23 protein-coding genes, 1 other RNA gene, 1 pseudogene and 1 other annotated feature are annotated in these 24,068 nt (G+C 40.3%); of the genes and pseudogenes, 2 read left to right on the top strand and 23 right to left on the bottom strand.

Annotation, left to right across the window (positions count from 1 at the left end; translation table 11 throughout):
• Nucleotides 1-20: 20 nt before the first annotated feature.
• The 12 genes and pseudogenes from ssrS to QUF49_RS07015 form a co-directional block, all read right to left on the bottom strand.
• Nucleotides 21-201: non-coding RNA, 6S RNA (gene ssrS, locus QUF49_RS07070), on the bottom strand.
• 91 nt (nt 202-292) lie between these two features.
• Nucleotides 293-2,071, bottom strand: a complete 1,779-nt coding sequence (gene aspS, locus QUF49_RS07065; protein ID WP_289495005.1) for an aspartate--tRNA ligase — start codon at nt 2,069-2,071, stop codon at nt 293-295.
• Nucleotides 2,072-2,085: 14 nt separating this feature from the next.
• Nucleotides 2,086-3,354, bottom strand: coding sequence for a histidine--tRNA ligase (hisS, locus tag QUF49_RS07060; protein WP_289495004.1), 1,269 nt, complete (start codon nt 3,352-3,354; stop codon nt 2,086-2,088).
• A 6-nt stretch (nt 3,355-3,360) separates the two neighbouring features.
• A complete protein-coding gene (locus QUF49_RS07055) occupies nt 3,361-3,498 on the bottom strand; it encodes a hypothetical protein (protein WP_289495003.1) in 138 nt (45 codons plus the stop codon).
• Between the two features lie 242 nt (nt 3,499-3,740).
• Nucleotides 3,741-3,970, bottom strand: a binding site (T-box leader).
• A 44-nt stretch (nt 3,971-4,014) separates the two neighbouring features.
• Nucleotides 4,015-4,188 carry a hypothetical protein gene (locus QUF49_RS07050; RefSeq protein ID WP_289495002.1) on the bottom strand — a complete coding sequence of 58 codons (174 nt, stop codon included), beginning with the start codon at nt 4,186-4,188 and terminating at the stop codon, nt 4,015-4,017.
• Nucleotides 4,189-4,252: 64 nt separating this feature from the next.
• Nucleotides 4,253-4,696 carry a D-aminoacyl-tRNA deacylase gene (gene dtd / locus QUF49_RS07045; RefSeq protein ID WP_289495001.1) on the bottom strand — a complete coding sequence of 148 codons (444 nt, stop codon included), beginning with the start codon at nt 4,694-4,696 and terminating at the stop codon, nt 4,253-4,255.
• A gap of 23 nt (nt 4,697-4,719) precedes the next feature.
• Nucleotides 4,720-6,903 carry a RelA/SpoT family protein gene (locus tag QUF49_RS07040; protein WP_289495000.1) on the bottom strand — a complete coding sequence of 728 codons (2,184 nt, stop codon included), beginning with the start codon at nt 6,901-6,903 and terminating at the stop codon, nt 4,720-4,722.
• Nucleotides 6,904-6,920: 17 nt separating this feature from the next.
• Entirely contained in the window at nt 6,921-7,184 is a 264-nt protein-coding gene (locus tag QUF49_RS07035) for a hypothetical protein (protein WP_289494999.1), read from the bottom strand.
• Between the two features lie 105 nt (nt 7,185-7,289).
• Nucleotides 7,290-7,802, bottom strand: a complete 513-nt coding sequence (locus tag QUF49_RS07030) for an adenine phosphoribosyltransferase (RefSeq protein ID WP_289494998.1) — start codon at nt 7,800-7,802, stop codon at nt 7,290-7,292.
• Nucleotides 7,803-7,822: 20 nt separating this feature from the next.
• Nucleotides 7,823-10,174 (bottom strand): single-stranded-DNA-specific exonuclease RecJ, encoded by a 2,352-nt coding sequence (gene recJ, locus QUF49_RS07025; RefSeq protein WP_289494997.1) that lies wholly within the window; start codon nt 10,172-10,174, stop codon nt 7,823-7,825.
• Between the two features lie 73 nt (nt 10,175-10,247).
• A pseudogene (gene secDF / locus QUF49_RS07020) lies at nt 10,248-12,459 on the bottom strand (protein translocase subunit SecDF).
• Nucleotides 12,460-12,626: 167 nt separating this feature from the next.
• A complete protein-coding gene (locus QUF49_RS07015) occupies nt 12,627-12,872 on the bottom strand; it encodes a post-transcriptional regulator (RefSeq protein WP_289494996.1) in 246 nt (81 codons plus the stop codon).
• Between the two features lie 95 nt (nt 12,873-12,967).
• Here QUF49_RS07015 and spoVB point away from each other — a divergent pair, with 95 nt between their 5' ends.
• Entirely contained in the window at nt 12,968-14,518 is a 1,551-nt protein-coding gene (gene spoVB, locus QUF49_RS07010) for a stage V sporulation protein B (RefSeq protein ID WP_289494995.1), read from the top strand.
• 18 nt (nt 14,519-14,536) lie between these two features.
• On the opposite strand, the gene QUF49_RS07005 is transcribed toward spoVB, so the two are convergent.
• On the bottom strand, nt 14,537-15,196 hold the full coding sequence (locus QUF49_RS07005; RefSeq protein ID WP_289494994.1) for a DUF421 domain-containing protein: 660 nt from the start codon (nt 15,194-15,196) through the stop codon (nt 14,537-14,539).
• 197 nt (nt 15,197-15,393) lie between these two features.
• Between QUF49_RS07005 and QUF49_RS07000 the strand changes: the two genes are divergently transcribed.
• Nucleotides 15,394-15,783, top strand: a complete 390-nt coding sequence (locus QUF49_RS07000; RefSeq protein WP_289494993.1) for a TIGR04086 family membrane protein — start codon at nt 15,394-15,396, stop codon at nt 15,781-15,783.
• A 31-nt stretch (nt 15,784-15,814) separates the two neighbouring features.
• On the opposite strand, the gene yajC is transcribed toward QUF49_RS07000, so the two are convergent.
• The 10 genes from yajC to QUF49_RS06950 form a co-directional block, all read right to left on the bottom strand.
• Nucleotides 15,815-16,084, bottom strand: a complete 270-nt coding sequence (gene yajC, locus QUF49_RS06995) for a preprotein translocase subunit YajC (RefSeq protein WP_066239553.1) — start codon at nt 16,082-16,084, stop codon at nt 15,815-15,817.
• A gap of 16 nt (nt 16,085-16,100) precedes the next feature.
• Nucleotides 16,101-16,274 carry a hypothetical protein gene (locus QUF49_RS06990; protein ID WP_289494992.1) on the bottom strand — a complete coding sequence of 58 codons (174 nt, stop codon included), beginning with the start codon at nt 16,272-16,274 and terminating at the stop codon, nt 16,101-16,103.
• 73 nt (nt 16,275-16,347) lie between these two features.
• Nucleotides 16,348-17,490: a tRNA guanosine(34) transglycosylase Tgt gene (gene tgt, locus QUF49_RS06985; protein ID WP_289494991.1), complete on the bottom strand. Its 1,143-nt coding sequence runs from the start codon at nt 17,488-17,490 to the stop codon at nt 16,348-16,350.
• 18 nt (nt 17,491-17,508) lie between these two features.
• Complete coding sequence (gene queA / locus QUF49_RS06980; RefSeq protein WP_289494990.1) at nt 17,509-18,537, bottom strand: tRNA preQ1(34) S-adenosylmethionine ribosyltransferase-isomerase QueA; 1,029 nt, start codon at nt 18,535-18,537, stop codon at nt 17,509-17,511.
• A gap of 18 nt (nt 18,538-18,555) precedes the next feature.
• The gene (locus tag QUF49_RS06975) at nt 18,556-18,747 is read right to left on the bottom strand and encodes a DUF2905 domain-containing protein (RefSeq protein WP_066239545.1); all 192 of its coding nucleotides are present in this window, start codon (nt 18,745-18,747) and stop codon (nt 18,556-18,558) included.
• Nucleotides 18,744-19,745 (bottom strand): Holliday junction branch migration DNA helicase RuvB, encoded by a 1,002-nt coding sequence (ruvB, locus tag QUF49_RS06970; protein WP_289494989.1) that lies wholly within the window; start codon nt 19,743-19,745, stop codon nt 18,744-18,746. Before ruvB ends, QUF49_RS06975 begins: the two co-directional genes overlap by 4 nt.
• Before the next feature lie 14 nt (nt 19,746-19,759).
• Nucleotides 19,760-20,353: a Holliday junction branch migration protein RuvA gene (gene ruvA, locus QUF49_RS06965; RefSeq protein ID WP_289494988.1), complete on the bottom strand. Its 594-nt coding sequence runs from the start codon at nt 20,351-20,353 to the stop codon at nt 19,760-19,762.
• Between the two features lie 298 nt (nt 20,354-20,651).
• The gene (locus QUF49_RS06960) at nt 20,652-21,239 is read right to left on the bottom strand and encodes a YhcN/YlaJ family sporulation lipoprotein (protein ID WP_289494987.1); all 588 of its coding nucleotides are present in this window, start codon (nt 21,237-21,239) and stop codon (nt 20,652-20,654) included.
• A 72-nt stretch (nt 21,240-21,311) separates the two neighbouring features.
• Nucleotides 21,312-22,244, bottom strand: a complete 933-nt coding sequence (locus QUF49_RS06955; protein ID WP_289494986.1) for a phosphotransferase — start codon at nt 22,242-22,244, stop codon at nt 21,312-21,314.
• Nucleotides 22,245-22,290: 46 nt separating this feature from the next.
• Entirely contained in the window at nt 22,291-23,943 is a 1,653-nt protein-coding gene (locus QUF49_RS06950) for a LysM peptidoglycan-binding domain-containing protein (RefSeq protein ID WP_289494985.1), read from the bottom strand.
• Nucleotides 23,944-24,068 lie beyond the last annotated feature (125 nt).

The following is a 24,068-nucleotide window of genomic DNA, read 5'->3' as shown; positions in this document are numbered from 1 at the left end:
GGTTTTTTTCGCACAAAAAAATGAGCCCCAAAAATGCCGTTTTCCCTTAGTTTTGAACCTGCTCTCGCAGGTGGGTGTCCTGTTTCGCATTTTGTCCGTCCCCTATCTCTCAGGGCATGGACGCTGTGAGAAAACACAAACTCCCTAGTACTTAATGTTGGCTCAAAACTTTCGGGTTGTTAACGGTCACCATAGGACCCATCGCTTAAATTCATACTATCATACGAAGATATCAAATACAAGACAAAATGTGTCTCCGTAAAAAACAATTCGTATTTTTCTAAATATTCATTTACTTGGTCTCTTGCTTCATTTTAACCGATAAGTGAAGTTCATCTAATTGCTTATCATTCACCTTTGATGGTGCGTTGGTCAGCAAGCATGAAGCAGAAGCAGTTTTCGGAAATGCAATCGTATCTCTTAAATTAGTTCTGCCAGCTAATAGCATTACCATACGATCCAGCCCTAGAGCAATTCCGCCATGCGGAGGTGTTCCATATTCAAAAGCTTCTAAAAGGAAGCCAAACTCTTCACGTGCCGCTTCCTCAGTGAACCCTAATGTTTTAAACATTTTTTCTTGAACATCACGCTGATAGATACGCTGTGATCCGCCGCCTAACTCATAACCGTTAAGAACTAAATCATATGCTTGAGCTCTTACTTCAGCAGGGTTCGAATCCATTAAATGAAGATCTTCTGTCTTTGGCATTGTAAATGGATGGTGAAGAGCAACAAAGCGATCTGCATCTTCATCGTACTCCACAAGCGGGAAATCAACGACCCATAAGAAATTGAATTTTGATTGATCAATAAGATCCAGGTCTTTCGCTAATTTTTGTCTGAGAGCACCTAAGCTGTCTGCTACTACTGAAGGCTTATCTGCTACGAATAAAAGCAAATCTCCTTCTTCTGCATGAAGGGCACTTGTAAGGTTTGCTGCATCTTCTTCGTTAAAGAATTTAGAGATCGGCCCTTTTAAGCCTTCTGCCTCAACCTTCATCCAAGCTAGACCTTTTGCTCCGTATACTGCTGTAAATTCAGTAAGTCCGTCGATGTCTTTTCTGGAATAGCTCGCTGCTTTTCCTTTAACGTTGATCGCTTTAACTTGCCCGCCGTTCTCAACTGCTGCAGCAAATACTTTAAAACCTGACTCCTTCACAATTTCAGAAACGTTAATGAGCTCTAAACCAAAACGAGTGTCGGGCTTATCTGAACCATAGCGGTCCATAGCTTCTTTGTATGTCATTCTTGGGAATGGCTTTGGAATCTCAACACCTTTTACTTTTTCCAATAACCCAGTCATCATCTCTTCCATCATAGATAAAAGTGGTTCCTGACCCATAAAAGAAGTTTCGATATCGACTTGTGTGAATTCCGGCTGGCGGTCTGCACGCAAGTCCTCATCTCTAAAACAGCGAACGATTTGATAGTATTTTTCAAAACCAGAAACCATTAAAAGCTGCTTAAATAATTGTGGAGACTGCGGAAGTGCATAAAATTCTCCTGGATGCACACGACTCGGCACAAGATAATCACGTGCTCCCTCAGGTGTGCTCTTCGTAAGCATCGGTGTTTCCATTTCCATAAATTCATCATTCTCAAGGAAGTTACGGATATAGCGAGTTACCTCATGTCTCATCTTCATCGTTTCTTGCATAACCGGACGACGCAAGTCTAGGTAACGGTATTTCAAACGTACGTCTTCTGTAATATCCATATCTTCGCTAATGGAGAAAGGAGGTGTTTTTGCGCTGTTCAATATTTTAATGTCTTCACCAGAGATTTCGATCTTACCCGTAGCCATAACTTGGTTAACTGTACTTGGATCACGTTCGATTACAGTACCAGTTACAGTAAGAACATACTCACTTCTTACTTTTTCAGCTGTTTCTAGAGCTTCTGCTGATACTTCAGGTGAAAAGACGATCTGTACAACTCCAGAACGATCACGAAGATCAATGAAGATCAAACCGCCTAAGTCACGTCTTTTTTGTACCCAGCCAGTAATTGTTACTTTTTCACCGATAATTTGTTCAGTAATCTTACCACATTGATGTGTGCGATATTCCATAAGATGTGTCCTCCTTATTTCCCTTGCTTGATAAAAGTGCTCAATTCTTCGATCACTACTTCTTGTTGATCGCCAGAATCCATATTTTTAACGTTGATGATTCCTTTTGTCAGCTCTTCTTCACCCAATATGGCAACAAATTTAGCCTTCAATCGGTCAGCGGCTTTGAACTGTGCTTTCATCTTTTTATCTAAGTAGTCTTTGTCACTCTTTATGCCGTTCTGACGAAGCTGGCTTAAGATTGAAACGGACTTTTGTTTTGCTTCATCACCTAGCGCAACAATATAACAGTCAAGCTCATCTTCAGTTTCTAGCGTGACGCCTTCTGCTTCCAGTGCTAACAAAAGTCGCTCTAAGCTCATCGCAAATCCGATACTTGGAGTAGCAGGACCGCCTAAGTCTTCAACTAGACCGTTATATCTGCCTCCGCCGCTAAGTGTTGTTATAGCGCCAAAGCCTTCTGCTTCACTCATGATTTCAAACGCGGTGTGGTTGTAGTAATCTAAACCTCTAACTAGCGTTGGGTCTATCACATACTCAATGTTCATTCCATCTAAGCTTGACTTAACGTCTTCAAAGTACGCTTTTGACTCTTCGTTTAAGTGTTCCAAAATTGAAGGAGCATTCTTCATAAGCTTGTGATCACGGTCTTTTTTACAATCCAGAATTCGAAGCGGATTCTTCAATACTCGGTTCTGACAATCTGAACAGAATTCATCGATTCTAGGTTCAAAATGTGCGATCAGTGCTTCTTTATGAGACTTGCGGCTTTCAGCATCTCCCAATGTATTCAATACGAGACGAAGCTTTTTCAAACCAAGCTCTTTATATACCGTCATCGCAAGTGAGATTACTTCTGCATCAATGGCAGGATCTGCTGAACCCATCGCTTCAATACCAAACTGTACAAATTGACGATAGCGCCCTGCTTGCGGTCTTTCATAACGGAACATAGGCTGAATGTAAAATAATTTCACTGGCTGTCCGGGAAGACCGAACATTTTATTTTCAACGTAAGATCGAGTAACAGGTGCTGTGCCTTCTGGACGAAGGGTTAAGCTGCGGTCACCGCGATCATTAAATGTGTACATTTCTTTTTGTACGATATCTGTTGAGTCTCCAACACCTCTTTGAAACAAATCAGTATGCTCAAAGATCGGTGTGCGGATCTCTTTATAGTTAAATCGCGCTGATACTTCTTTCGCTTTTTGTTCGACCAGCTGCCACTTTTCGACTTCTCCTGGGAGTATATCTTTCGTTCCCCTTGGAATGTTAATACTCATTTTCTTTCATCCTCCCGCTTTTTCATGTTCGTTAAAATCAAAGGCAGTTTTCGTGTACTTTGTTGTCTTATGAAAGTGGTTGATTTCCGCTCCAGATGCTCGCTTTCCGCGGGGTGTGCGGTGAGCATCTTTCGTACGTTTCACTTTTATGTGCCTCACCTGTCACGCTTCAAGGAAGTATCTTGTTCCTGCGTCTACAAGTTTATGCTTAACGCAGTGAGCTTCCTCGTAACATGCCTTGCGAGATGTTTCTCAAGTGGTAGGCACGCACCTTGCGCTCCAATCAACTTGTCAAAGAAGTGAATCGAACACAATGCCTTTAATGCACAATATGTTAGAAAACACTCAAATAAAAAAATCCCGTCCCTTATGAAATCTGTAATTTCATAAGGGACGGGATTTCCCCGCGGTGCCACCCTGCTTCGAAGCTAAAAAGCTTCCTCATTATGCAAGTAACGATTGCCCACGTGTAACTCTACTGAGGTTGATAATAACCGTTCGAATTAAAACCTATGAAGTGTCTTTCACTTTATCATCAGGGAGAAATACTTCCAGCCGTGGTATTTCCTCTCTAACCCTGTGGGGTAAAGGTACTTTTCTTCGTCATCAGTTTTACATTTTGGAATTGTAGACTATCATACTTTTCATTAGGGTATGATGTCAATAGTTTTCGCGTTTTATTTTTTTCTTTAATTGATTTACTTGGTACAAGTTTAATCCAAACTCTTCTGCGAGTTCCATATTGTTCGATGATTTTTCAAGAGAAAGAAAATCATGAAAGCTTAGATTCTTCCAACCAGGAATCCCTTCAATACCTTTTCGGTTCTGCCTCATAAAAACCCCTCCGCCTTTTTTGGTTTAGTCTTTCCATAAAGGCGGAGGTTTCATTCATTTGTATTTACATTTTAGAATCTAAGATCAAGGTTACAGGACCATCATTTGTAAACGTTACATCCATCATCGCTCCAAAAACACCTGTTTCCACATGAACGCCTAAATGACTAAGCTTATTGTTAAAATATTCATACATGTTAATCGCATGATCAGGTTTAGCGGCTTCCATGAAATTCGGCCGTCTTCCCTTTTTCGTATCACCATACAAAGTAAATTGAGAAATGGAAAGTATGCTGCCGGCGATATCCTTGAGTGATAGGTTCATTTTTTCATTTTCATCTTCAAAGATACGGAGATTCACAATTTTTTCTGCTAAATAATCTGCATCTTTCTCTGTATCGTCATGGGTAACACCAACTAATAGCACAAGGCCGCTATCAATTTTGCCCTTCACTTCAGAATCAACTATAACCTCTGCATTTTTAGCACGCTGCAATACTACCTTCATTACAAGATCACTTCCCTTAAAGCCTATTGCATAAGCCGTCTTACGGCATAAATATCAGGAATACGTTTAATTCGCTCTACAACTTTTTGCAGATGGCTAACATTGTGAATTGAAATAGACATGCTGATTGTAGCCATTTTATTTCGATCTGACTTACCACTAACCGCTGTGATATTTGTCTTTGTTTCTGCAACTGCCTGCAGAACCTCATTAAGAAGACCGCGTCGGTCAAAGCCGTTAATTTCAATGTCCACATTGTAATTTTTAGGCTGTTCCAAATTGCCTTCCCACTCAACAGGCAACAAACGTACCTGAGCATCTTCGTTATGAACATTCACACAATCTTCTCGGTGAACAGAGACACCGCGCCCTTTTGTAATGTAACCTACAATGTCATCTCCAGGTACTGGATTACAGCATTTAGATAAACGAATCAGCATATTATCAATGCCTTTTACGACGATGCCAGAATCTGTTCGTTTTTTTGGTTCGGGCTTTTCAGCAGAATCCCTGATCGCGTCGAGGAGTTCTGAATTATCCGGATCCTGCTCTTTTTTACGGCGTACTTTATCTGTTAGACGTGTAGCGATTTGAGCGGCAGTAATACCGTTATATCCGACTGCTGCATACATGTCTTCTTCGCCTGCAAAGTTATACTTTTGAGCTACATATTGAAGATTTTCAGTTGTGAATATGTCTTTAAGCTCGTAACCGCGATTCTTAATCTCTTTTTCAACGAGCTCTTTACCTTTAGCAACGTTCTCTTCTCTTCTTTCACGCTTAAACCATTGACGAATTTTATTTTTCGCATGAGAACTTTGAGTAATTTTCAGCCAATCTTGACTTGGCCCATAAGAATGCTTACTCGTTAAAATCTCAATGATATCTCCAGTTTTCAAGCGATAATCTAATGTGACCATCTTCCCGTTCACCTTAGCTCCAATACACCTATTCCCAATTTCAGTATGAATACGGTAGGCAAAATCGATTGGAACGGAACCTGAAGGCAGTTCATATACATCTCCTTTTGGCGTGAAAACAAACACCATATCAGAGAAAAGGTCGACTTTTAATGATTCCATAAATTCTTCGGCATCTACAACATCATTTTGCCACTCAAGAATTTCACGGAACCACGTCAGTTTATTTTCAAAAGTACTTACAGGTGCTTTCGTAGCACCTTCTTTATAAGCCCAGTGTGCAGCAATCCCGTATTCCGCTACACGGTGCATATCAGCCGTTCTGATCTGGACTTCAAGCGGATCTCCTTTTGGACCGATAACGGTCGTATGAAGGGACTGGTACATATTTGCTTTAGGCATGGCAATATAATCTTTAAAGCGACCTGGCATAGGTTTATATGCAGTGTGGATAATCCCTAATGCAGCATAGCAATCTTTAATATTTTGAACGATAATTCGAACGGCAAGCAGGTCATATATCTCGTTAAACTGCTTGCCTTGCTTAGCCATTTTCCGATAGATGCTGTAAATATGTTTCGGTCTTCCAGAAATATCTACCTGAATGTTAACTTCTTTTAACTTGCTCTTCATTTCATCCATCACTAGATGAACATACTCTTCCCGTTCAGCGCGTTTTTGCTGCATTAAGTTAACGATTCTGTAGTATTGCTGTGGATTTAGGTACCTTAAAGAAACATCTTCAAGCTCCCACTTAATGGTTGAAATCCCAAGACGATGGGCAAGCGGAGCGAAGATTTCGAGCGTTTCATTCGCTTTTTGAATCTGTTTTTCTTTTGGCATATGTTTCAGTGTACGCATGTTGTGAAGACGGTCAGCAAGCTTGATCAAAATACATCTGATATCTTGTGCCATCGCAACAAACATTTTGCGGTGGTTCTCAGCCTGTTGTTCCTCTTTTGACTTGAACTTGATCTTCTTCAGTTTTGTAACACCATCAACAAGCATAGCCACTTCTTCATTAAACTGGTTGGATATATCCTTAAGAGTAATAGAGGTGTCTTCAACTACATCGTGAAGAAACCCTGCAGCTACAGTTACAGGATCCATTTGCAGGTTAACAAGGATGGCTGCTACTTCAACAGGATGATGAATATAGGGCTCTCCCGATTTACGGAATTGTCCCTCATGTGCACTTTTTGCGTATTCATAGGCCTTCGTAATAAAGCCGATGTCGTCTTTAGACAGATAGCTTTCCGCTTTTTGCAATACTTGCTCAATCGTCATGGAATCACCTTACGTTGTCATTGTATATTGCTTCTATTATCGTTAAATTGAACCCTCATGTAAAGCGAAAAACGAAATTTGTCGAATGAATGGGCAGTTTTTGTGACAGGATTGTAAAAAAAGGCTGTTTTCTCACTCCATGTTTTTGAGTGTAGTTGATTTCCGCTCCAGGCGCTTCGCTTTCCGCGGGGCAGGCGGTGAGCCCCTTGCCGCATTGCGCCCTTAAGGGTCTCACCTGACCGCTTGTCCCGCAGGAGTCTCGCGCCTTCCACTCCAAACAACTTATCAGTGGTGAGAATACAATAATTTAAGCACAATGTTTAAAAAAACAACCTTTTAGAAAAGAACTAAAAAAGAGCCCCTTTAATAGGAACTCTCTCATCTGTTTAGTATTGAGTTAAAGTGAAGATATCATAACCTGAAAGTTTCTTGCGGCCATCTAAGTAAGTAAGTTCGATCATGAATGCGATACCTACAACTACTCCGCCAAGTTCTTCAACAAGCTTAATCGTTGCTTCAATTGTTCCGCCTGTTGCAAGTAAATCGTCTGTGATCAAGACTCTTTGTCCTGGTTTGATCGCGTCTTTATGCATCGTTAAAACATCTTTACCATATTCAAGACCGTAATCGACCTTAATTACTTCACGAGGAAGTTTTCCTTCTTTTCGAACCGGAACAAATCCTAGTCCAAGAGTGTAAGCTACAGGACATCCTACGATAAATCCGCGTGCTTCAGGTCCAACAATTACATCGACCTGTTTTTCTTTAGCGTACACAGCAATATCATCCATTGCTTGTTTATATACTGCACCATCAGACATAAGTGAAGTGATATCTTTAAAACGAATGCCTTCGATTGGAAAATCTTCTACTACTGAAATAAACGGCTTATAATCCATGAATCTTTGCCTCCTGAAAATTACAAACTGGCTTTTGGCCGGGTTTGTTCTGTAAACCAGCTTTTTAAAGAATGATAAGAAGAATAAACGAGCTGATTTTCTATGTCTGCTTGTTCAAACTTTTTCTGATATGTTTCAGAACTTTCTAATTCTCTTTTGCTAGGTTCTTTATTAATGAAAATAACACCATCGTCTATTGTAACAAAATCCAGCTCAAAAAACACCTTTGACATAAAATCTATTGTTTCTTTTGACCAGCCCTTCCATTTCGCGAGTTCTGCACCATCTTTACGAACATTAAACGTTTTTCGTTTGGCTAAAAATCCATAAAACCATTTAAAGTGTTCTCTTGTTGGCAGCGTAGTAAAAAAGTGTTCTGTGTTTTGGTGGAACACCGCATAAATCCGAGATGGTTCTCCGATCGTTTCCAGCCATTCTGAAAAACGAACAAGAGAGGAAGGGACATCTAAGAACACTAAATATTTATCTTTAAAATAATCTTTCGGAAGTGTAGAAAGCTCATCTTCTCCGATCACGTGTTCAGTTAATCCCTCTAGTCCCGCAAGTTTTAATGTATCTTTTTCAAACGCGATAAAACATGTTTTGGAGTATGGCAGACCAATCAACCTTTTACCAGCGTCTTTTAGACCACGGTAGTCAAAAAGCTGAAAATGATTTACAGAAAGATCTTCAAGAAGAAGTTGAGGTTTTCGATAACCGTTCCATTCGTTTAATTGAATTTGACCGACTAATGAAAGCAAGGAGTAAGGAGTCATCTCATCAAATAAACTTCCTTTTTGAAAACCAATACAATCTAATACAGACATCTCACCATTTCCTACCTGTAATTTTAGGTGGTTTGACTGACTACCAATCCTTTTCATCTCGCGTATAGGCACTTCTTCAATCAATACACGAGGTGATGGATTTCCTACACCAAAAGGAGCTAAAGTACTTAGCATCTCAACTGTTTCCAGTGAAACCTCGCCTAGACTAGCACTAAGGTCAATAGAAGTAACCGGAAGATAATCTTCTGGTTGTAAACAATTTTTCGCTTGCTTAATGAGCCTCTTTCTCAGCTCATCCACATCATGCATCGACAATGTCATACCTGCTGCCATCGGGTGACCTCCGAAATGAGGCAGGATATCTCTTGATTCGGACAGATTCTCAAACATATCGAAACCTTTTATGCTTCTGGCCGATCCTTTTGCCGTTTCCTTTTCATGATCCAAACAAAGCACGATGGTTGGCCGGTAAAATTTTTCTACCAATCGGGAGGCTACTATTCCGATAACCCCCGGGTTCCAACCTTCTTTCGCAAGAACTAGCACTTCATTTTCGTCAGGCGGAAAACTCTCTTCAACCATAGTGATTGCTTCTTTCGTGATCTCATTAACGATCCCTTGACGCTCTTTGTTAACCGAATCGATCTCTTCAGACAGCATGGCAGATTCTTCACGGTCGTTTGAGGTAAACAACTCTACAACTGGCATCGCTGATCCAAGCCTGCCTGCTGCGTTTACTCTCGGTCCGATCGCAAACCCTACATCTTCTGCTGAAAGTTCTTTTTCGTAAAGTCCTGCTACTTTTAACAGCTCTTGCAAACCTATCTTATCTGTTTTTGAGAGTGCTTCTATTCCAAGTTTCGCGATCACTCTATTTTCATCAACAAGTGGTACAAGGTCTGCAATTGTTCCTATACACGCAAAATCAAGCAAGTGCAGCAAAGGTTTTCCGTGAAGCGCATGCGCTACTTTAAAAGCGACTCCTACACCCGCTAGACCGGAAAAAGGATATGTGCAGCCAGGTTTTTTAGGATTAATGATGCTATAAGCATCTGGTAATACAGGCGGCGCTTCATGATGATCGGTAATGATAAAATCAAGCCCGATCTCTTTAGCAACAGCTGCCTCATGTACAGCAGAAATTCCCGTATCAACAGTTACTACAAGTGAATAGCCGTCTTCTTTCGCTTTTCTGAGAGCGGGTTCATTAGGTCCGTATCCCTCTGTGAATCGATTCGGAATATAATAATCAAACTGTGCCCCTAATTCTTTCAGCGCATAATACATAACCGTTGTACTGCTGACACCGTCTGCATCATAGTCTCCAAAAATCAATATCTTTTCTTCAGATTCTATCGCTTTATGTATCCGTTCAACACTTTCTTTCATGCCATCCATCAAGAAAGGATCGTGAAACTGATTCGTATCTATTTTTAAAAATGCTTGTGCTTCTTCTATTGTCTCAATCCCTCTAACGATTAGCAAATTTGCTATAAGCAGAGGTACGTCTAATTCTTGGGACAACCATTTTGCCTTTTCTTCAGAAGGTTTTTGGATTTCCCACCTTGTTCTAGGCTCCAGCATAAAAAATCACCTCTTAACCTATTCATTATACAAAACAGGATAAGAGGTGACAATTTATGAATGAAATTTATCTTTAGATTTCTGGTTCTGCTTCAACAGGTCGTGTCTTTTTCGATTTCATCTGTCGTGATTTCATTACGTACCACAACTGAGAGGCGATAAAGATTGATGAGTAAGCACCAAAAGTAAGACCAATTAACAAGGCAATGGAGAAGTTTCTGATTGAATCTGCTCCAAAAATCAAGAGAGCAACTGCTGCGATGATTACCGTCAGTACAGTATTGATGGATCGACCTAACGTTTCACGAATACTTCTATTAACGATTTCAGCTAGCTTTTCTTGTGTTTTTACTTTTTCAAGTTTCATGTTTTCACGAATACGGTCAAATGTAACAATCGTATCGTTGATGGAATAACCAACAATGGTCAAAACAGCTGCGATGAACGGTAGATCAACTTCAATTCTTAAGATGCTAAAGATTGCAATGATCATAAACGCATCGTGCAGTAACGCGACAACGGATGCAACAGCCATGGACCACTCGAAACGGAATGCTACATAGATAATAATACCAACTGAAGCAATAAGAACTGCAAATAGGGCGTTTTGTGCAAGCTCACGGCCAACAGTCGGTGTTACAGTACTTATACTTGGTGTTTCCCCATATTTATCTTCAAAATGGGTGTTTATCTTTGCCACTTCGTCTTTTGATAATGCTCCCTTAAATGCAACATTTGCTTGATCATTATTTCCGGCTAATACAACCGATTCTGGATCTAGACCAAGTGACTTAAACTCTTCTTCAACACCTTCATTTGTTAACGTTTCAGTCGCTTGAATATTAACACGTGAACCACTATCAAAATCAATACCAAGTTTCAGACCGATTGTAAGCAAAAATACAATTCCAACAATCGTAAGGAGAGTTGAGATGATGAAATAAAGGTTTCTGTTTTTTACAAAGTCGTAATTAAAGCTCACGGATGTCACTCTCCTTTACACCAAACAACCCTGGCTTTTTATCCATCACACGTGACTGTACCCATAGTCCAAGGAATAGTCTTGTTCCGAAAACGGCTGTGATGAAACTTGCCAGTACCGAAATGATTAAAACCAATGCAAAACCTTTTACTGAACTCGTCCCATAAGCGAATAAAACAGCTGCTGCAAGAATCGTTGTAATGTTTGCATCAAAGATCGTTGTAAATGAACGGCGGTTCCCCGCTTTAAAAGCACTTAAAACGGATTTTCCGCTTCTCAATTCCTCTTTTATACGTTCATAAGTAATAATGTTAGCGTCAACTGCCATACCCACACCTAGAATAAGTGCTGCGATACCAGGCAATGTTAAAACGCCGTTCATTAAATAGAAAATGGCTAAAATCAACCAAATATAGATGGATAGAGTTAATACAGCAATGATTCCTGGGATACGGTAGAAGATCAGCATGAATAAAAAGATTGCTGCAATACCGATAAAGCCAGCAAATACTGTTTCATTTAATGCTTTTTCACCGAATTTTGCTCCAACAGATGTAGAATATACTTCATCAAGCTTAACTGGCAAAGCTCCTGCATTTAAGATGCTTGCAAGACTTTGTGCTTCCTCTACTGAGAAAGATCCCTCGATCATAACGTCGCTTTGCGAAAGCACTTGATTAACGGCAGGAGCAGAAATATATTTGGGCTCCTTACCAGCTAATTCTTTTTGCTGTTCTTTCTTAAACGAATCACCTTTTTCAAAATCTAACCAAATAACAAGAACATTTTCACCAGGAGGCATGTTCACGATTTGTTCAGTAACTTGTTTGAACTTATCAGCATCTTTAAGTTCAAGTGTTACTATTGGATTATTCGTTTGTTGCGCAAATGACTGTTTTGCAGCATTTCCTTTTAAATCAGATCCATCAAGCAACACTTTGTCATTTACATCACGAAACGTAAGTTCTGCTTGTGTAGACAATAGTTCACGCGCTTTATTTTGATCAGACACTCCAGCAAGTTGAACACGGATACGATTGTTGCCTTCGATCTGAATGTCAGGTTCAGACACACCTAACACGTTGATACGGCTGTTTAACGCTTCTACCGTGCTCTTTAACGTTTCTTCCGTTATTTTTTGACCTTTTTTTACAGGTTCAACTTCATAAAGCACTTCAAAACCGCCTTGGAGATCAAGTCCAAGCTTTGTTTCTTTTACGATTTTTTCTGTCGTAAGCCCAATAAGTGCGGCAAACATTAGAAGTACGACAAAAAAGATGACGATCTTACTTCTCTTTACCACTTTAAGAAACCTCCTTCATGCTGCACCAAAAAGACAACACTATGTATAAGTACGAATACTAATCCTTCCCATTATAGCGATTGTTGTTTTTTTCTGTCAATTTGTCCTGTGATTGTTCATAAATAAAACATAAACAAAGTGAAGCATCTGCTTCACTTTTGATATCACTATTCTTTATAAGATTGAATCGTTAGCCATGTCATAAAATCATTCAGTGAAAGTGCTAAAATTTGATCGACTAGCGCATGCAGACGAGGCTCGATCTTTTTTTTCTTTAACCTAGCCTGTACACATTCCCATATTTCCTCTTCTGTAACACTTTCATACCCCATGTAATGAAATTCTTCCTTTTTGCTCTGTACGGCTGGCTTCACTTCTTTTTTCCAATGAGTAAAATGAGTATCCTCCATCATTCTTCTCTCCTTTCAATATGAAACAAGCTGTCATGACCTTTCACACATCGTGCATATAGTGATATATGAGATTGTCCAAGAAAGGACAGGTTAAAATGACAAAACAAACACTTGTACAAGGAACGATTCTGCTTATTTTAGCAGGTCTTGTAACTCGGATACTTGGTTTCGTTAACCGAATTGTAATGGCACGCGTAATGGGACCTGAAGGTGTTGGACTCTATATGATGGCAGTCCCAACGTTTTTATTGGCCGTTACGCTGACAAGACTGGGTCTTCCGATCGCTATTTCAAAGCTTGTAGCGGAAGCTGATGCTACAGGTGACAGATCGAAAGTGAAGAAAATTTTAATCGTTTCACTCGCCATCACTGGTGTTCTAAGTATATTGATCACGATTGCTTTATTTATTGCAGCCCCGTTGTTAGCTCAATACTTTTTTACAGATAAAAGAACGATATGGCCGCTGCTCGCGATTGCACCTGTTGTTCCTGTAATCGCTGTATCCTCTGTATTGAGAGGATACTTCCAAGGACTGCAGAACATGAGACCTTCCGCTTATTCACAAGTGATCGAGCAGGTTGTCAGGATTGCCCTCGTAGCTCTTTTAACCGGCCTTTTTCTGCCATACGGCGTTGAATACGCAGCGGCTGGGGCGATGATCTCTGTAATCATCGGAGAACTCGCATCTCTGTTATACATGTTTTCCATGTTCAAAGTAAAAAAGAAAATGCGCATACGAAAAGGCTTCTTCAAACAGTTAAAAGAAGGACACGAAACACTGAAAGACCTTTTGAATATTGCACTTCCTACAACAGGAAGTCAATTGATCGGTTCGGTTTCGTACTTTTTCGAACCAATCGTTGTTGCAAAAAGTTTAGCACTTGCCGGAATCACCACAGCTTTAGCCACAGCCCAATATGGGGAACTTGCAGGCTATGTTATTCCTTTATTGTTTTTGCCAACGTTCATAACCTATTCTCTTTCTGTGTCTTTGGTCCCTGCTATAAGTGAAGCGAATGCACAAAAAAAATACCATCTTATCGAGCACCGGCTTAATCAAGCGTTGAAGCTCTCCATGCTATCAGGTGGTATTGCGGCAGTTGTAATGTATGTTTTTGCTGTTCCCATCATGGACTTGATGTATGATTCACCAGCATCTGCTTCTTATGTAAAGATTATGACTCCTTTTTTCTTTTTTCTCTATTTTCAAGGTCCATTGCAAGCTGTTCTTCAAGCCCTAGACTTGGCTCGGTCTGCGATGATCAATAGCCTTATTGGTGCACTAGTGAAATTAACAGCCATCTTTGCACTTGCTACACGTCCAGAATTTGGAATTATGGGCGCTGCTCTCGGTATAGTAATTAGTATAGTTGTCGTAACATTGCTGCACTTTGCTACAGTTATAAAAGCAATCAGCTATACAATCGTTGTGAAAGATTTTGTATTTTGTTTGCTAGCTATAATCATTACAGGCGGAGGCGCAGTATACTTATACCGTTATATGATGCCACAGTTTCCACCACTGCAAGGTCTAATCATCTGTGTTACAGCAACATGCTGCCTTTATTTGTTCACACTGATCTTTTTTAAGCTTTTAGGAAAAGAAGATTTAAAGCACATACCATTCATAAAAAAATGGGTATAAAACAGCCGCTCGGCTGTTTTATTTTTTCTTATTCATTTCATCAACATATAGTGATCCATCATCGTTAATTGTGCAGAAGGAAATGGTTTTAATATCTTTATAACCAACTTTTTTCAGCTCTTGTCTCAGCCAAAAAGGAGTTTTGTCCATTTTTTCTAAGTTGTCCTCTAACATTTTCCCGTCCAATATAAGTGGTAAGATCATCTGGAACGGAGTCTTGTTTGAATCTTCATTTTTCTTAATTACAGATAGTTTTCCTGTTGTTTCTAAAACACCAAATTCCACTTCATTTAAACTTTTTATGTTGTTCTCTCTTAATTGTGTGAGAAGGTCATCAAAATTATATCGTTGTTTTTTCATTTCTTCTTCATCTACTTCACCTTCACGAATGATTAAAGAAGGTTTTCCGTCAACAATCTCTCTCATTCTTCTGCTCTTCAAAGAGACTAAAGCTAACAAAAGCTGAATACCAAGCAATACAAAAATGGATACGAGGGAATTTAACATTGGAATTTTCGGATCTTCAATGGATATGACCGCTAACTCAGCAATCATGATGGATACGACAAAATCAATAATGGACAATTTTCCTATCTCTCGTTTACCCATCATACGAAAGATAACCATAATTAAAAAATATATAAAAAGCGTTCTAAATATAATCGTATAAAGCTCCATAATCCCCCTCCTTCCATAATCTTTCTCATCACATTCCATTTGTTAGTGTGGCACAGAAATGAAAAAACATGATACGAAGGTTTTGCCAATAACTAAGAAATGGGAACTGAAGGGAAAATACCTTGCTTGTACTTCTAATTCTGAAAAAGACTGAATAAAGTATATAGAAAGCTTGTAGGAATAAGGAGGATCAAAAGATGGGGATTAAGCATATGGCTTCTTCTATGGGACGGGGTTTGATAGCAGTACTTCTTATGATTTTGCTATGCAGTTTGGTTCTTTCACTGATATTACGATTTACCGGACTGACAGAAGCATCACTCAAATGGGTAACGATCGGCTTATCTTTTTTATCATTATTTATTGGCGGGATGATTTCTGGAAAAAAAGGACAAAGTAAAGGCTGGCTTTTAGGCGGCGGTACAAGTATTCTGTTCTCTTTTCTTGTTTTCCTCATTCAATATTTAGGTTACCAAAGTACATTTAACTCTTCTCAGTATATGTATCATGGGCTTTTTCTTCTGTTAGCAATGATCGGCGGTATTATGGGCGTTAACTTAAGTAGTCATAAGCAAACATATAAATAAGACCCGTTACATAACGGGTCTTATCTTTTTGCTATAGAGCAGCTTCTTCTTTTACTTCACGAATCGCGTTGCGGTCAAATGTTAGTTTTGCACCATCATTTGAACGAATAACTGCAACATTGTCATCAATGCTATCCAGCGTTCCGTGCAATCCACCGATAGTTACTACTTTGTCGCCTTTTTTCAGATTAGACTGCATTTCACGAACCGCTTTCTGTCTTTTTTGCTGCGGTCGGATCAACAGGAAATAAAAAATAGCAAACATTAAAATAATCGGTAATATTCCTCCAAGATTTCCCATACTTATTCACCCCTTTCTATAAGTTAAAGACTGTTTTCGAATACATCATTGCTTCCTGAAAGTGGTTGATTTCCGTTACAGGTGCTTCGCTTTCCGCGGGGCAGGCGGTGAGCCCCTTGCCGCTTTGCGCCCTAAGGGTCTCACCTGACCGCTTGTCCCGCAGGAGTCTCACACCTTCCACTACAATCAACTTGTCAATGCAGAGAAAGGACAAAATTTCTTTAAAGCAATGTTGCATGCTTTGCAGAAAGGCCTAATCTTATTTAAAAGTTACGAGCGTTTGGTTTATTAAAGCCGTACATTTCGAAAAATTCATTTCTAAAGTCAAGAAGCCTGTCTTCCATGATCGCTTGTCTTACTTGCTTCATTAAGTTTACCAAAAAATAAAGATTGTGGTAACTTGTTAATCTAAATCCGAATGTTTCGTTTGCTTTTACAAGATGACGAATATACGCTCTGGAATACGTTCTGCACACATGGCAATCACACTTTTCATCGATTGGACGGAAGTCTCGTGCATACTTTGCGTTTCGAACCACGAGTCTTCCTTCGCTTGTCATACATGTCCCATTTCTTGCGATACGAGTAGGCAGAACACAGTCGAACATATCTATTCCTCTAATCGCACCGTCAATAAGTGAATCTGGAGACCCAACACCCATCAAATAACGAGGCTTGTTTTCCGGAAGATGCGGAGTAGTGAAATCTAACACTCGGTTCATCACATCTTTTGGTTCTCCTACAGAAAGACCTCCAACGGCATAGCCAGGAAAATCAAGTGATACAAGGTCTCTAGCACTTTGTTTTCTAAGCTCTTCGTACTCTCCGCCTTGAACAATACCGAACAGAGCTTGATCCTGAGGTCTAGCATGTCCTTTTAAGCAACGTTCAGCCCAACGGCTCGTACGTTCTACAGATGCCTTCATATACTCATATTCAGCTGGATATGGCGGGCACTCGTCAAATGCCATCATAATATCGGAGCCTAGTGCATTTTGAATCTCCATTGCTCCCTCAGGACTTAAGAAAAGTTTTTCACCACTAAGGTGGTTTCTGAAGTGAACGCCTTCTTCCTTAATCTCTCTAAGGTCACTTAAAGAAAAAACTTGAAAGCCACCTGAATCTGTGAGAATCGGACGATCCCAATTCATAAATTTATGCAGTCCTCCTGCTTCTTTTACGATATCATGGCCCGGTCTTAGCCAAAGGTGATACGTATTGCTCAGGATAATCTCTGCACCGAGCTCTTTTAGTTCTTCAGGACTCATCGTTTTTACCGTAGCTAACGTTCCAACAGGCATAAAGATAGGAGTCTCGAACGTTCCATGCGGGGTATGGACTTTCCCGAGTCTAGCTCCTGACTGTTTACACGTTTTAATTAGTTCATAAGTTACTGCTGGTTTCATAACTAAAATATATCCCCCTTAAAGTATAAGCATCGCGTCACCGAAACTGAAAAAACGATACTTTTCTTCAACGGCTTCATGATATGCTCTTAAAACGAAATCTTTCGTTGCGAATGCGCTCACCAACATAATTAACGTTGATTTCGGCAGATGAAAGTTTGTGATCAGACCGTCGATCGCTTTAAACGTATATCCCGGATAAATAAAGATATCTGTCCAGCCCGAGTCTTCCTTAAACTCTCCATCAAATTTGTTTGCTACCGTTTCAAGTGTACGAGTACTCGTAGTTCCAACGGTAATGATCCTTCCGCCAGCCGCTTTAACTTCATTCAGTAGTTCAGCTGTCCCTTTTGTAATCTGATAAAACTCTGCATGCATGTCATGTTCGAAAATGTTTTCTACACTCACAGGACGAAACGTGCCTAATCCCACGTGTAGCGTTATAAACGTAACATGTACACCCATCGCTTTAATATCTTCAATCATCTCAGTTGTAAAATGCAGTCCAGCAGTCGGTGCTGCTGCTGATCCTTGATGCACAGCATAAACCGTTTGATAGCGGTCTTTCTCTTCAAGCTGTTCTTTAATATAAGGAGGAAGCGGCATCTGCCCAAGGTCATCGAGAAGTTCATAGAATATCCCTGAGTAGATAAACTTTAACTGCCTGCCGCCATGGTAGCTCTCACCCGTACAGACCGCTTTTAAGCGTCCGTCTCCAAACGTGATTTCCGTTCCAGGCTTTATGCGCTTTGCTGGTTTAACCAATGTCTCCCATGTGTCGTTTCCTTCTTCTTTTAAAAGAAGAACTTCAACCTTTGCACCTGTATCAGACTTTTGCCCAAAAAGTCTTGCTGGCAGAACACGTGTATCATTTAAAACAAGGCAGTCTCCTTCTTTTAAGGACTGCTTTAAATCATAAAAATGTTTATGCTCAATTTTTTCTTGTGATCTATCTAACACCATCAGCCTAGAAGAAGTTCTGTTCTCCAAAGGTGTCTGAGCGATTAGTTCTTCAGGCAGATGGAAATCAAAATCATTTACGTTCATGTATTGTATTCCTGCTTTCTATTTAAATCGACCTATAATCATAAAGATCAAGGAAAGAACAACACTGATGATAATGGAAGTCATGATTGGAAAATAAACAGTTGTGTTTCCTTTTTTCCAAACCATATCACCAGGAAGTTTGCCAATATACGTACCTACTAATCCTATTATAATCAGAACGATTCCTGCAATAATTAAGAGCCGATTCAATCTCCGGACGCCTCCAGTCCAAAATAATGATAGGCTTGTTCAGTTACCATCCGTCCACGAGGGGTACGCTGTAAAAAACCAATCTGCAGAAGATACGGTTCATACACATCTTCAATCGTCATGGACTCTTCTCCTATTGTAGCCGAAATGGTCTCTAGCCCGACAGGACCGCCCTTGTACGTGTGAATGATCCCTAGTAATAATTTATGGTCAATATGGTCCAAACCTAAACGGTCTACTTGCAGAAGTTCAAGTGCTTTTTGGCAGATGGGCAGCGAAATGGTATCTTTGCCTTCCACTTGTACAAAATCCCGAACCCTCCTTAAAAGACGGTTTGCGATCCTCGGTGTTCCTCTTGATCTTCTTGCAATTTCCTCAGCTGATAAATCATCAACCTTTACGCCAAATACATCACCGGTACGCCTTACAATTTCACCAAGTTCATCCGGTTTATAATATTCAAGCCTAGCGAGTACTCCAAAACGATCTCTAAGCGGAGCTGACAAAGACCCGGCTCTTGTAGTTGCTCCTATAAGCGTAAAAGGAGGAAGGTCCAGCCGAACAGACCTCGCCACCTCTCCTTTTCCAATCACGATGTCTAAGCAAAAGTCTTCCATCGCCGAATATAAAATCTCTTCAATGGCACGTGAAAGTCTATGTATCTCGTCTATAAATAACACATCACCAGGTTCTAATGAAGTTAGAATGGCTGCTAAATCTCCCGGGCGTTCGATCGCAGGACCACTGGTTGTCCTCAAATTAACTTCCATCTCGTTTGCAATAATTGAAGCCAAGGTCGTCTTACCAAGACCAGGAGGCCCATAAAGCAGGACATGATCAAGCGGCTCATTGCGGAGCTTTGCAGCTTTAATAAATATCCGCAAATTATCTTTTACGGAAGTTTGACCAATGTATTCATCTAACACTTCAGGGCGCAGGCTTAACTCGATGTTTGCTTCATCTTGACGTTCCTCTGAAGAAACAATTCTCTCTTCCATCCATCCTCACGTCCTTATGCATTCATTAACTTCTTTAATGCTGCTTTAACATATTCATTAGCAGACATCTTTTCTTTCTTTAAAGAGGGAAGTATCTTTTGGATTTCTTTTCTTCCATATCCTAAAACAGCCAGTGCTTCGAGTGCTTCATCAAGTTCATCACCAGCTGTTTCAACTTCAGCAAAAAGACCCTCTGTAATTTCAACATCAGCAAAGATAGACAGCTTGCCTTTTAAATCTAGAATCATTTGACGCGCTGTTTTCTTTCCTACACCTGGGAATTTCGTTAAGAACTTTTCATCTTCATGTTCAATGGCATTCACTACTTGTTCAGGCTGACCAAAAGCAACAATTGCTAGTGCTCCTTTAGGCCCAATACCTGAAACATTTAATAACTTTAAAAACAGATCCCGTTCTTTTCGATTTTTAAAACCGTATAATGCAAGAATATCTTCACGCACGTATTGATACGTATACACTGTTTTTTGTTCGTTTAGCTTATAGATAAATGGGTTTGGACATAACACTTTATAGCCGATCCCGTTATTATTCAATACTATATATTCTGCTGTTATGTAATCTACATTTCCAGAAATACTTTCTATCAACTTCTTCTCTCCCTAACGCTAAACCGAGCGTATGTTTCTATCCCCATTGTAACATAGCCCACCCCCTAATTCCTTATAAAAAGTGAATTTGGTTACTTTGTGTGCCCATTTGCTGAACTCTTTGGTTGAGTCGTGTTTTGTCGAATCGCCTATATTTTTCAATTATCGACTCAATTCTTTATATAATCGCTTTATACACTTTAGAAAACGCTTAATTTGGCCAGAAATCAACTTAATTCTCGCTCAACAAAAAAAGAACTGCTCAAAAGTTGAATAAACTTTTGACAGTTCTCTAAAGCTAGCGGTTGTTTTCGAAAGGACGTTTTATAGCATTTCCAAGATCGCTTCCTGCATTTACGATGTCTTTACTGATTCCGCGTACATCTGATTCAACTTCCGTGTATGCACGGCCATCACGCAGGTCATTATCAACATTCTCAATGCGGTTCACCATTTTTTGATCAGAAACAACCTTCACATCACGATTTGGCGCCAAATTAGCAGTGGTTTCCCTGACTTTTTTAGTCAGTTCTTCCCTTTTACTCTCATCCGTGTCTACTCCTACAATGACGTTGTTATCCTCAAGAATAACGTGAGCATCGTCTACACCCCGGATATTGTTTACTTTATTGGCGATACGTTCAGCGAGCTTACCATCATAATCTTCGTGGTAAGTTGAGGCATGATCGTTTACATCTCGGTCAGCCATATCAGAAATAAATCCACTACCACGGTCAAGATCACCACGATTATCTCCCTCATTGGAATAATATCCGATTGGGCGAGTATCGTTGTCATTCCTGTCCTGTGATTCATTTACACCGTTACAGCCTACAAGACCACTAGCAAGAATTGTTACGGTAAGTGTCTTTATCAATGCATTCAATGGAAAAACCTCCTTTCACCATTAGCTTGGCAAGAGAAGGTCTTAAATAATCTGTTAAATGTAGGATGTCATTTAATTCATTTTTTTTATGATTTTCTCAACAAATTTTTTTCTGTGAGAATAATCACGCAATGTAAATCTCGTTACGGCCTCAATCATGCCTTGGTCTTGATATTTCAAGGCCCTATTCCACTCCCTATAAAGATCTGTAGGAAAGACTAAACAACTGACAAACCATCTTTTTGTAAACATTTTCAAGAAATCCTCGTTACCCATTTCTTCCATTTTTTCATAAGACCAATACCAAAATGGTAAGATTCGATTCGCGTATTGCAGCCAGTCAAAAGCTTGAGGAACGGCCGCAAACAGATCAAAGTCAATCAGATAAGCTTTATTGGATTTTTCTTTATTGATTACAAAGTTATGCGGTGCCACATCTCCATGCGTAATTTCTTTTCTTTTATGCGCTTTTTTCTCAAGTGCTTCAATTGCATCATGATCAAAATTCTTTAAGCTCCAATTTCCCCACATTAGTATGTCAGAAATGAGCGGCTGCATTTGATGACTCCATTTTGCTGATTGAGCATGATATTTAAACGTATCAAACCTATCGCTCCACTTTTTGTAAAGTGAATAAGAGGATAATTGATCATAAACAGAGGAAGGAATGTTTTTTGAAAAAGAATGAAAACGACTGATTGCATCCATTCCTGCACTTACATCGGATTGATTGCCGAAATGAAGTCCTTCTCCTTTATAAAAAGGCATGATTGCCCATATATATTCTCCAAACTCCATCGACTTCTTTTGATTGGGATAAACGGTATAAGTTCCCATGATTCTAGGTTTTTGACCATGATAAAGTTTAGATAACTTTAATTGTTTTTTGCATGTTTCCGATCGGCTGAAACCCTTTAGAACATACTTACCTTGCCTAGTATTAATCCAAATTACATTATCACGGAAGAACCCGAAATCAAGGATTTCAAGACCCATTTCTTTCATCTTTTTTAAAAAAAGACGATCTCCTTGGAAACCGTCCCTACCATCCCTATTCATCGTCTTCGTTTTCTTCCGCAAAATCTTCCTGAAGATCACGAGACTGAGCTTGTGAATATGGGTTAGGCATGTTAACCATTCCTTGACCTTGTGGCATCATTTGAGGCATCATACCCATCTGACCCATTTGGGGCATTACTGGCATTCCTCCACCCTGTGGCGTCATACCCATCTGACCCATCTGCGGCATTCCTGGCATTCCTCCACCCTGTGGCATCATACCCATCTGACCCATCTGCGGCATTCCTGGCATTCCTCCACCCTGTGGCATCATACCCATCTGACCCATCTGCGGCATTCCTGGCATTCCCATTGGCATCATGCCCATCTGACCCATTTGCGGCATTCCTGGCATTCCTCCACCCTGTGGCATCATGCCCATCTGGCTGATCTGTGGCATTCCTGGCATTCCCATCGGCATCATACCCATCTGGCCCATTTGAGACATCTCTCCGCCTTGTGGCATCATGCCCATCTGTGGCATTCCTGGCATTCCCATCGGCATCATGCTCATTTGGCCCATTTGCGGCATCCCAGACATACCCATTGGCATCATACCCATATCACCCGATTGCTGCATGCCCATCTGCATTCCTTGCATGCCTTGTTGAGCACCAGGTGTATATTCTCCAGCTGGCATTTGATCCATTTCTGAATCAGGATATTCACCGAATGGCATGGAACCACCTTGCTGCATTCCAGCACCCGCTTGTTGACCTCCTTGTGGATACCCTCCACCGTAAAGTTGCGGCATACCACTAAATCCTTGAGGAGGCATCATACCATAACCTTGTGGCATCTGAGAATACGTTTGCGGCTTAGGAAACATCGACGGCATAGAGCCATACATATTTTGCATCATACCTGAGGACTCTTCCATTAAAAATTGATGTTTATTAGGTCCATAACCATCTTTTCCTGGATACAACCCATGTTTACTGGCTACATCAGGCTGGTTTGCCATATTTGGCTGATTCGCCATGTTTGGCATGTTTGCCATATTTGGCTGATTCGCCATGTTTGGCAAGTTTGCTATATTTGGCTGATTTGCTATGTTTGGCTGCTGATTTGGATAACCCATCGGAACATAATGGCCTAGGTTTGAAGACTCCATCATTCCGGCAAAATCTTTGTCATGAAGGGGTGCCATTGGTTCCTTCATAGGTGCTTTCATATGCGCCTTCATCGGTACATCTTTTTGCATAGGAGCATCTTTTTTCATTGGTGGTGCAACATCTTTTTTCATTGGCACATCTTTTTTCATCGGCACGTCTTTTTTGTCCATCTTAGCCGGGGCTGGTTTCATCGGCGCTGGTTTCATCGGTGCCGGTTTCATTGGCGCAGGCTTCATTTCTTGTTTTATAGGTGCCGGTTTCATTGGTGCTGGTTTCATCGGCGCTGGCTTAACCGGAGCTGGTTTTGGAGCCTCCTGTATAGGTGCTACCGGTTTTTCTTTCACTGGTACTATAGGCTGCTCTTTTTTCATTCCAGGCATCTTGATCGGGATTTTAATCTTTTCCCCCCGCTCGATTACATCTGTTTTGGAGAAACCAGGATTTGCTCTTCTTAGTTCTTGAACTGGAACATCGTATTTTTCAGCTATTTTGTCAAGTGTGTCCCCTTTTTGCACAATGTGAATTCTCACGCTGCAAAACTCCCTCCTGCCAAATTTCCTTACAGTATATGAACATTTGGGCATATTGCTACATCTTAATGAAGTGTCATTATTCCTTTATCAATTTATGCCTGATAAAAGAAGGATATGACAGA

Origin of the sequence: Fictibacillus sp. b24 (assembly GCF_030348825.1) — a bacterium.
In the GTDB taxonomy this organism is placed as follows: domain Bacteria; phylum Bacillota; class Bacilli; order Bacillales; family Fictibacillaceae; genus Fictibacillus.
This window is presented reverse-complemented; position numbering and strand designations above follow the sequence as displayed.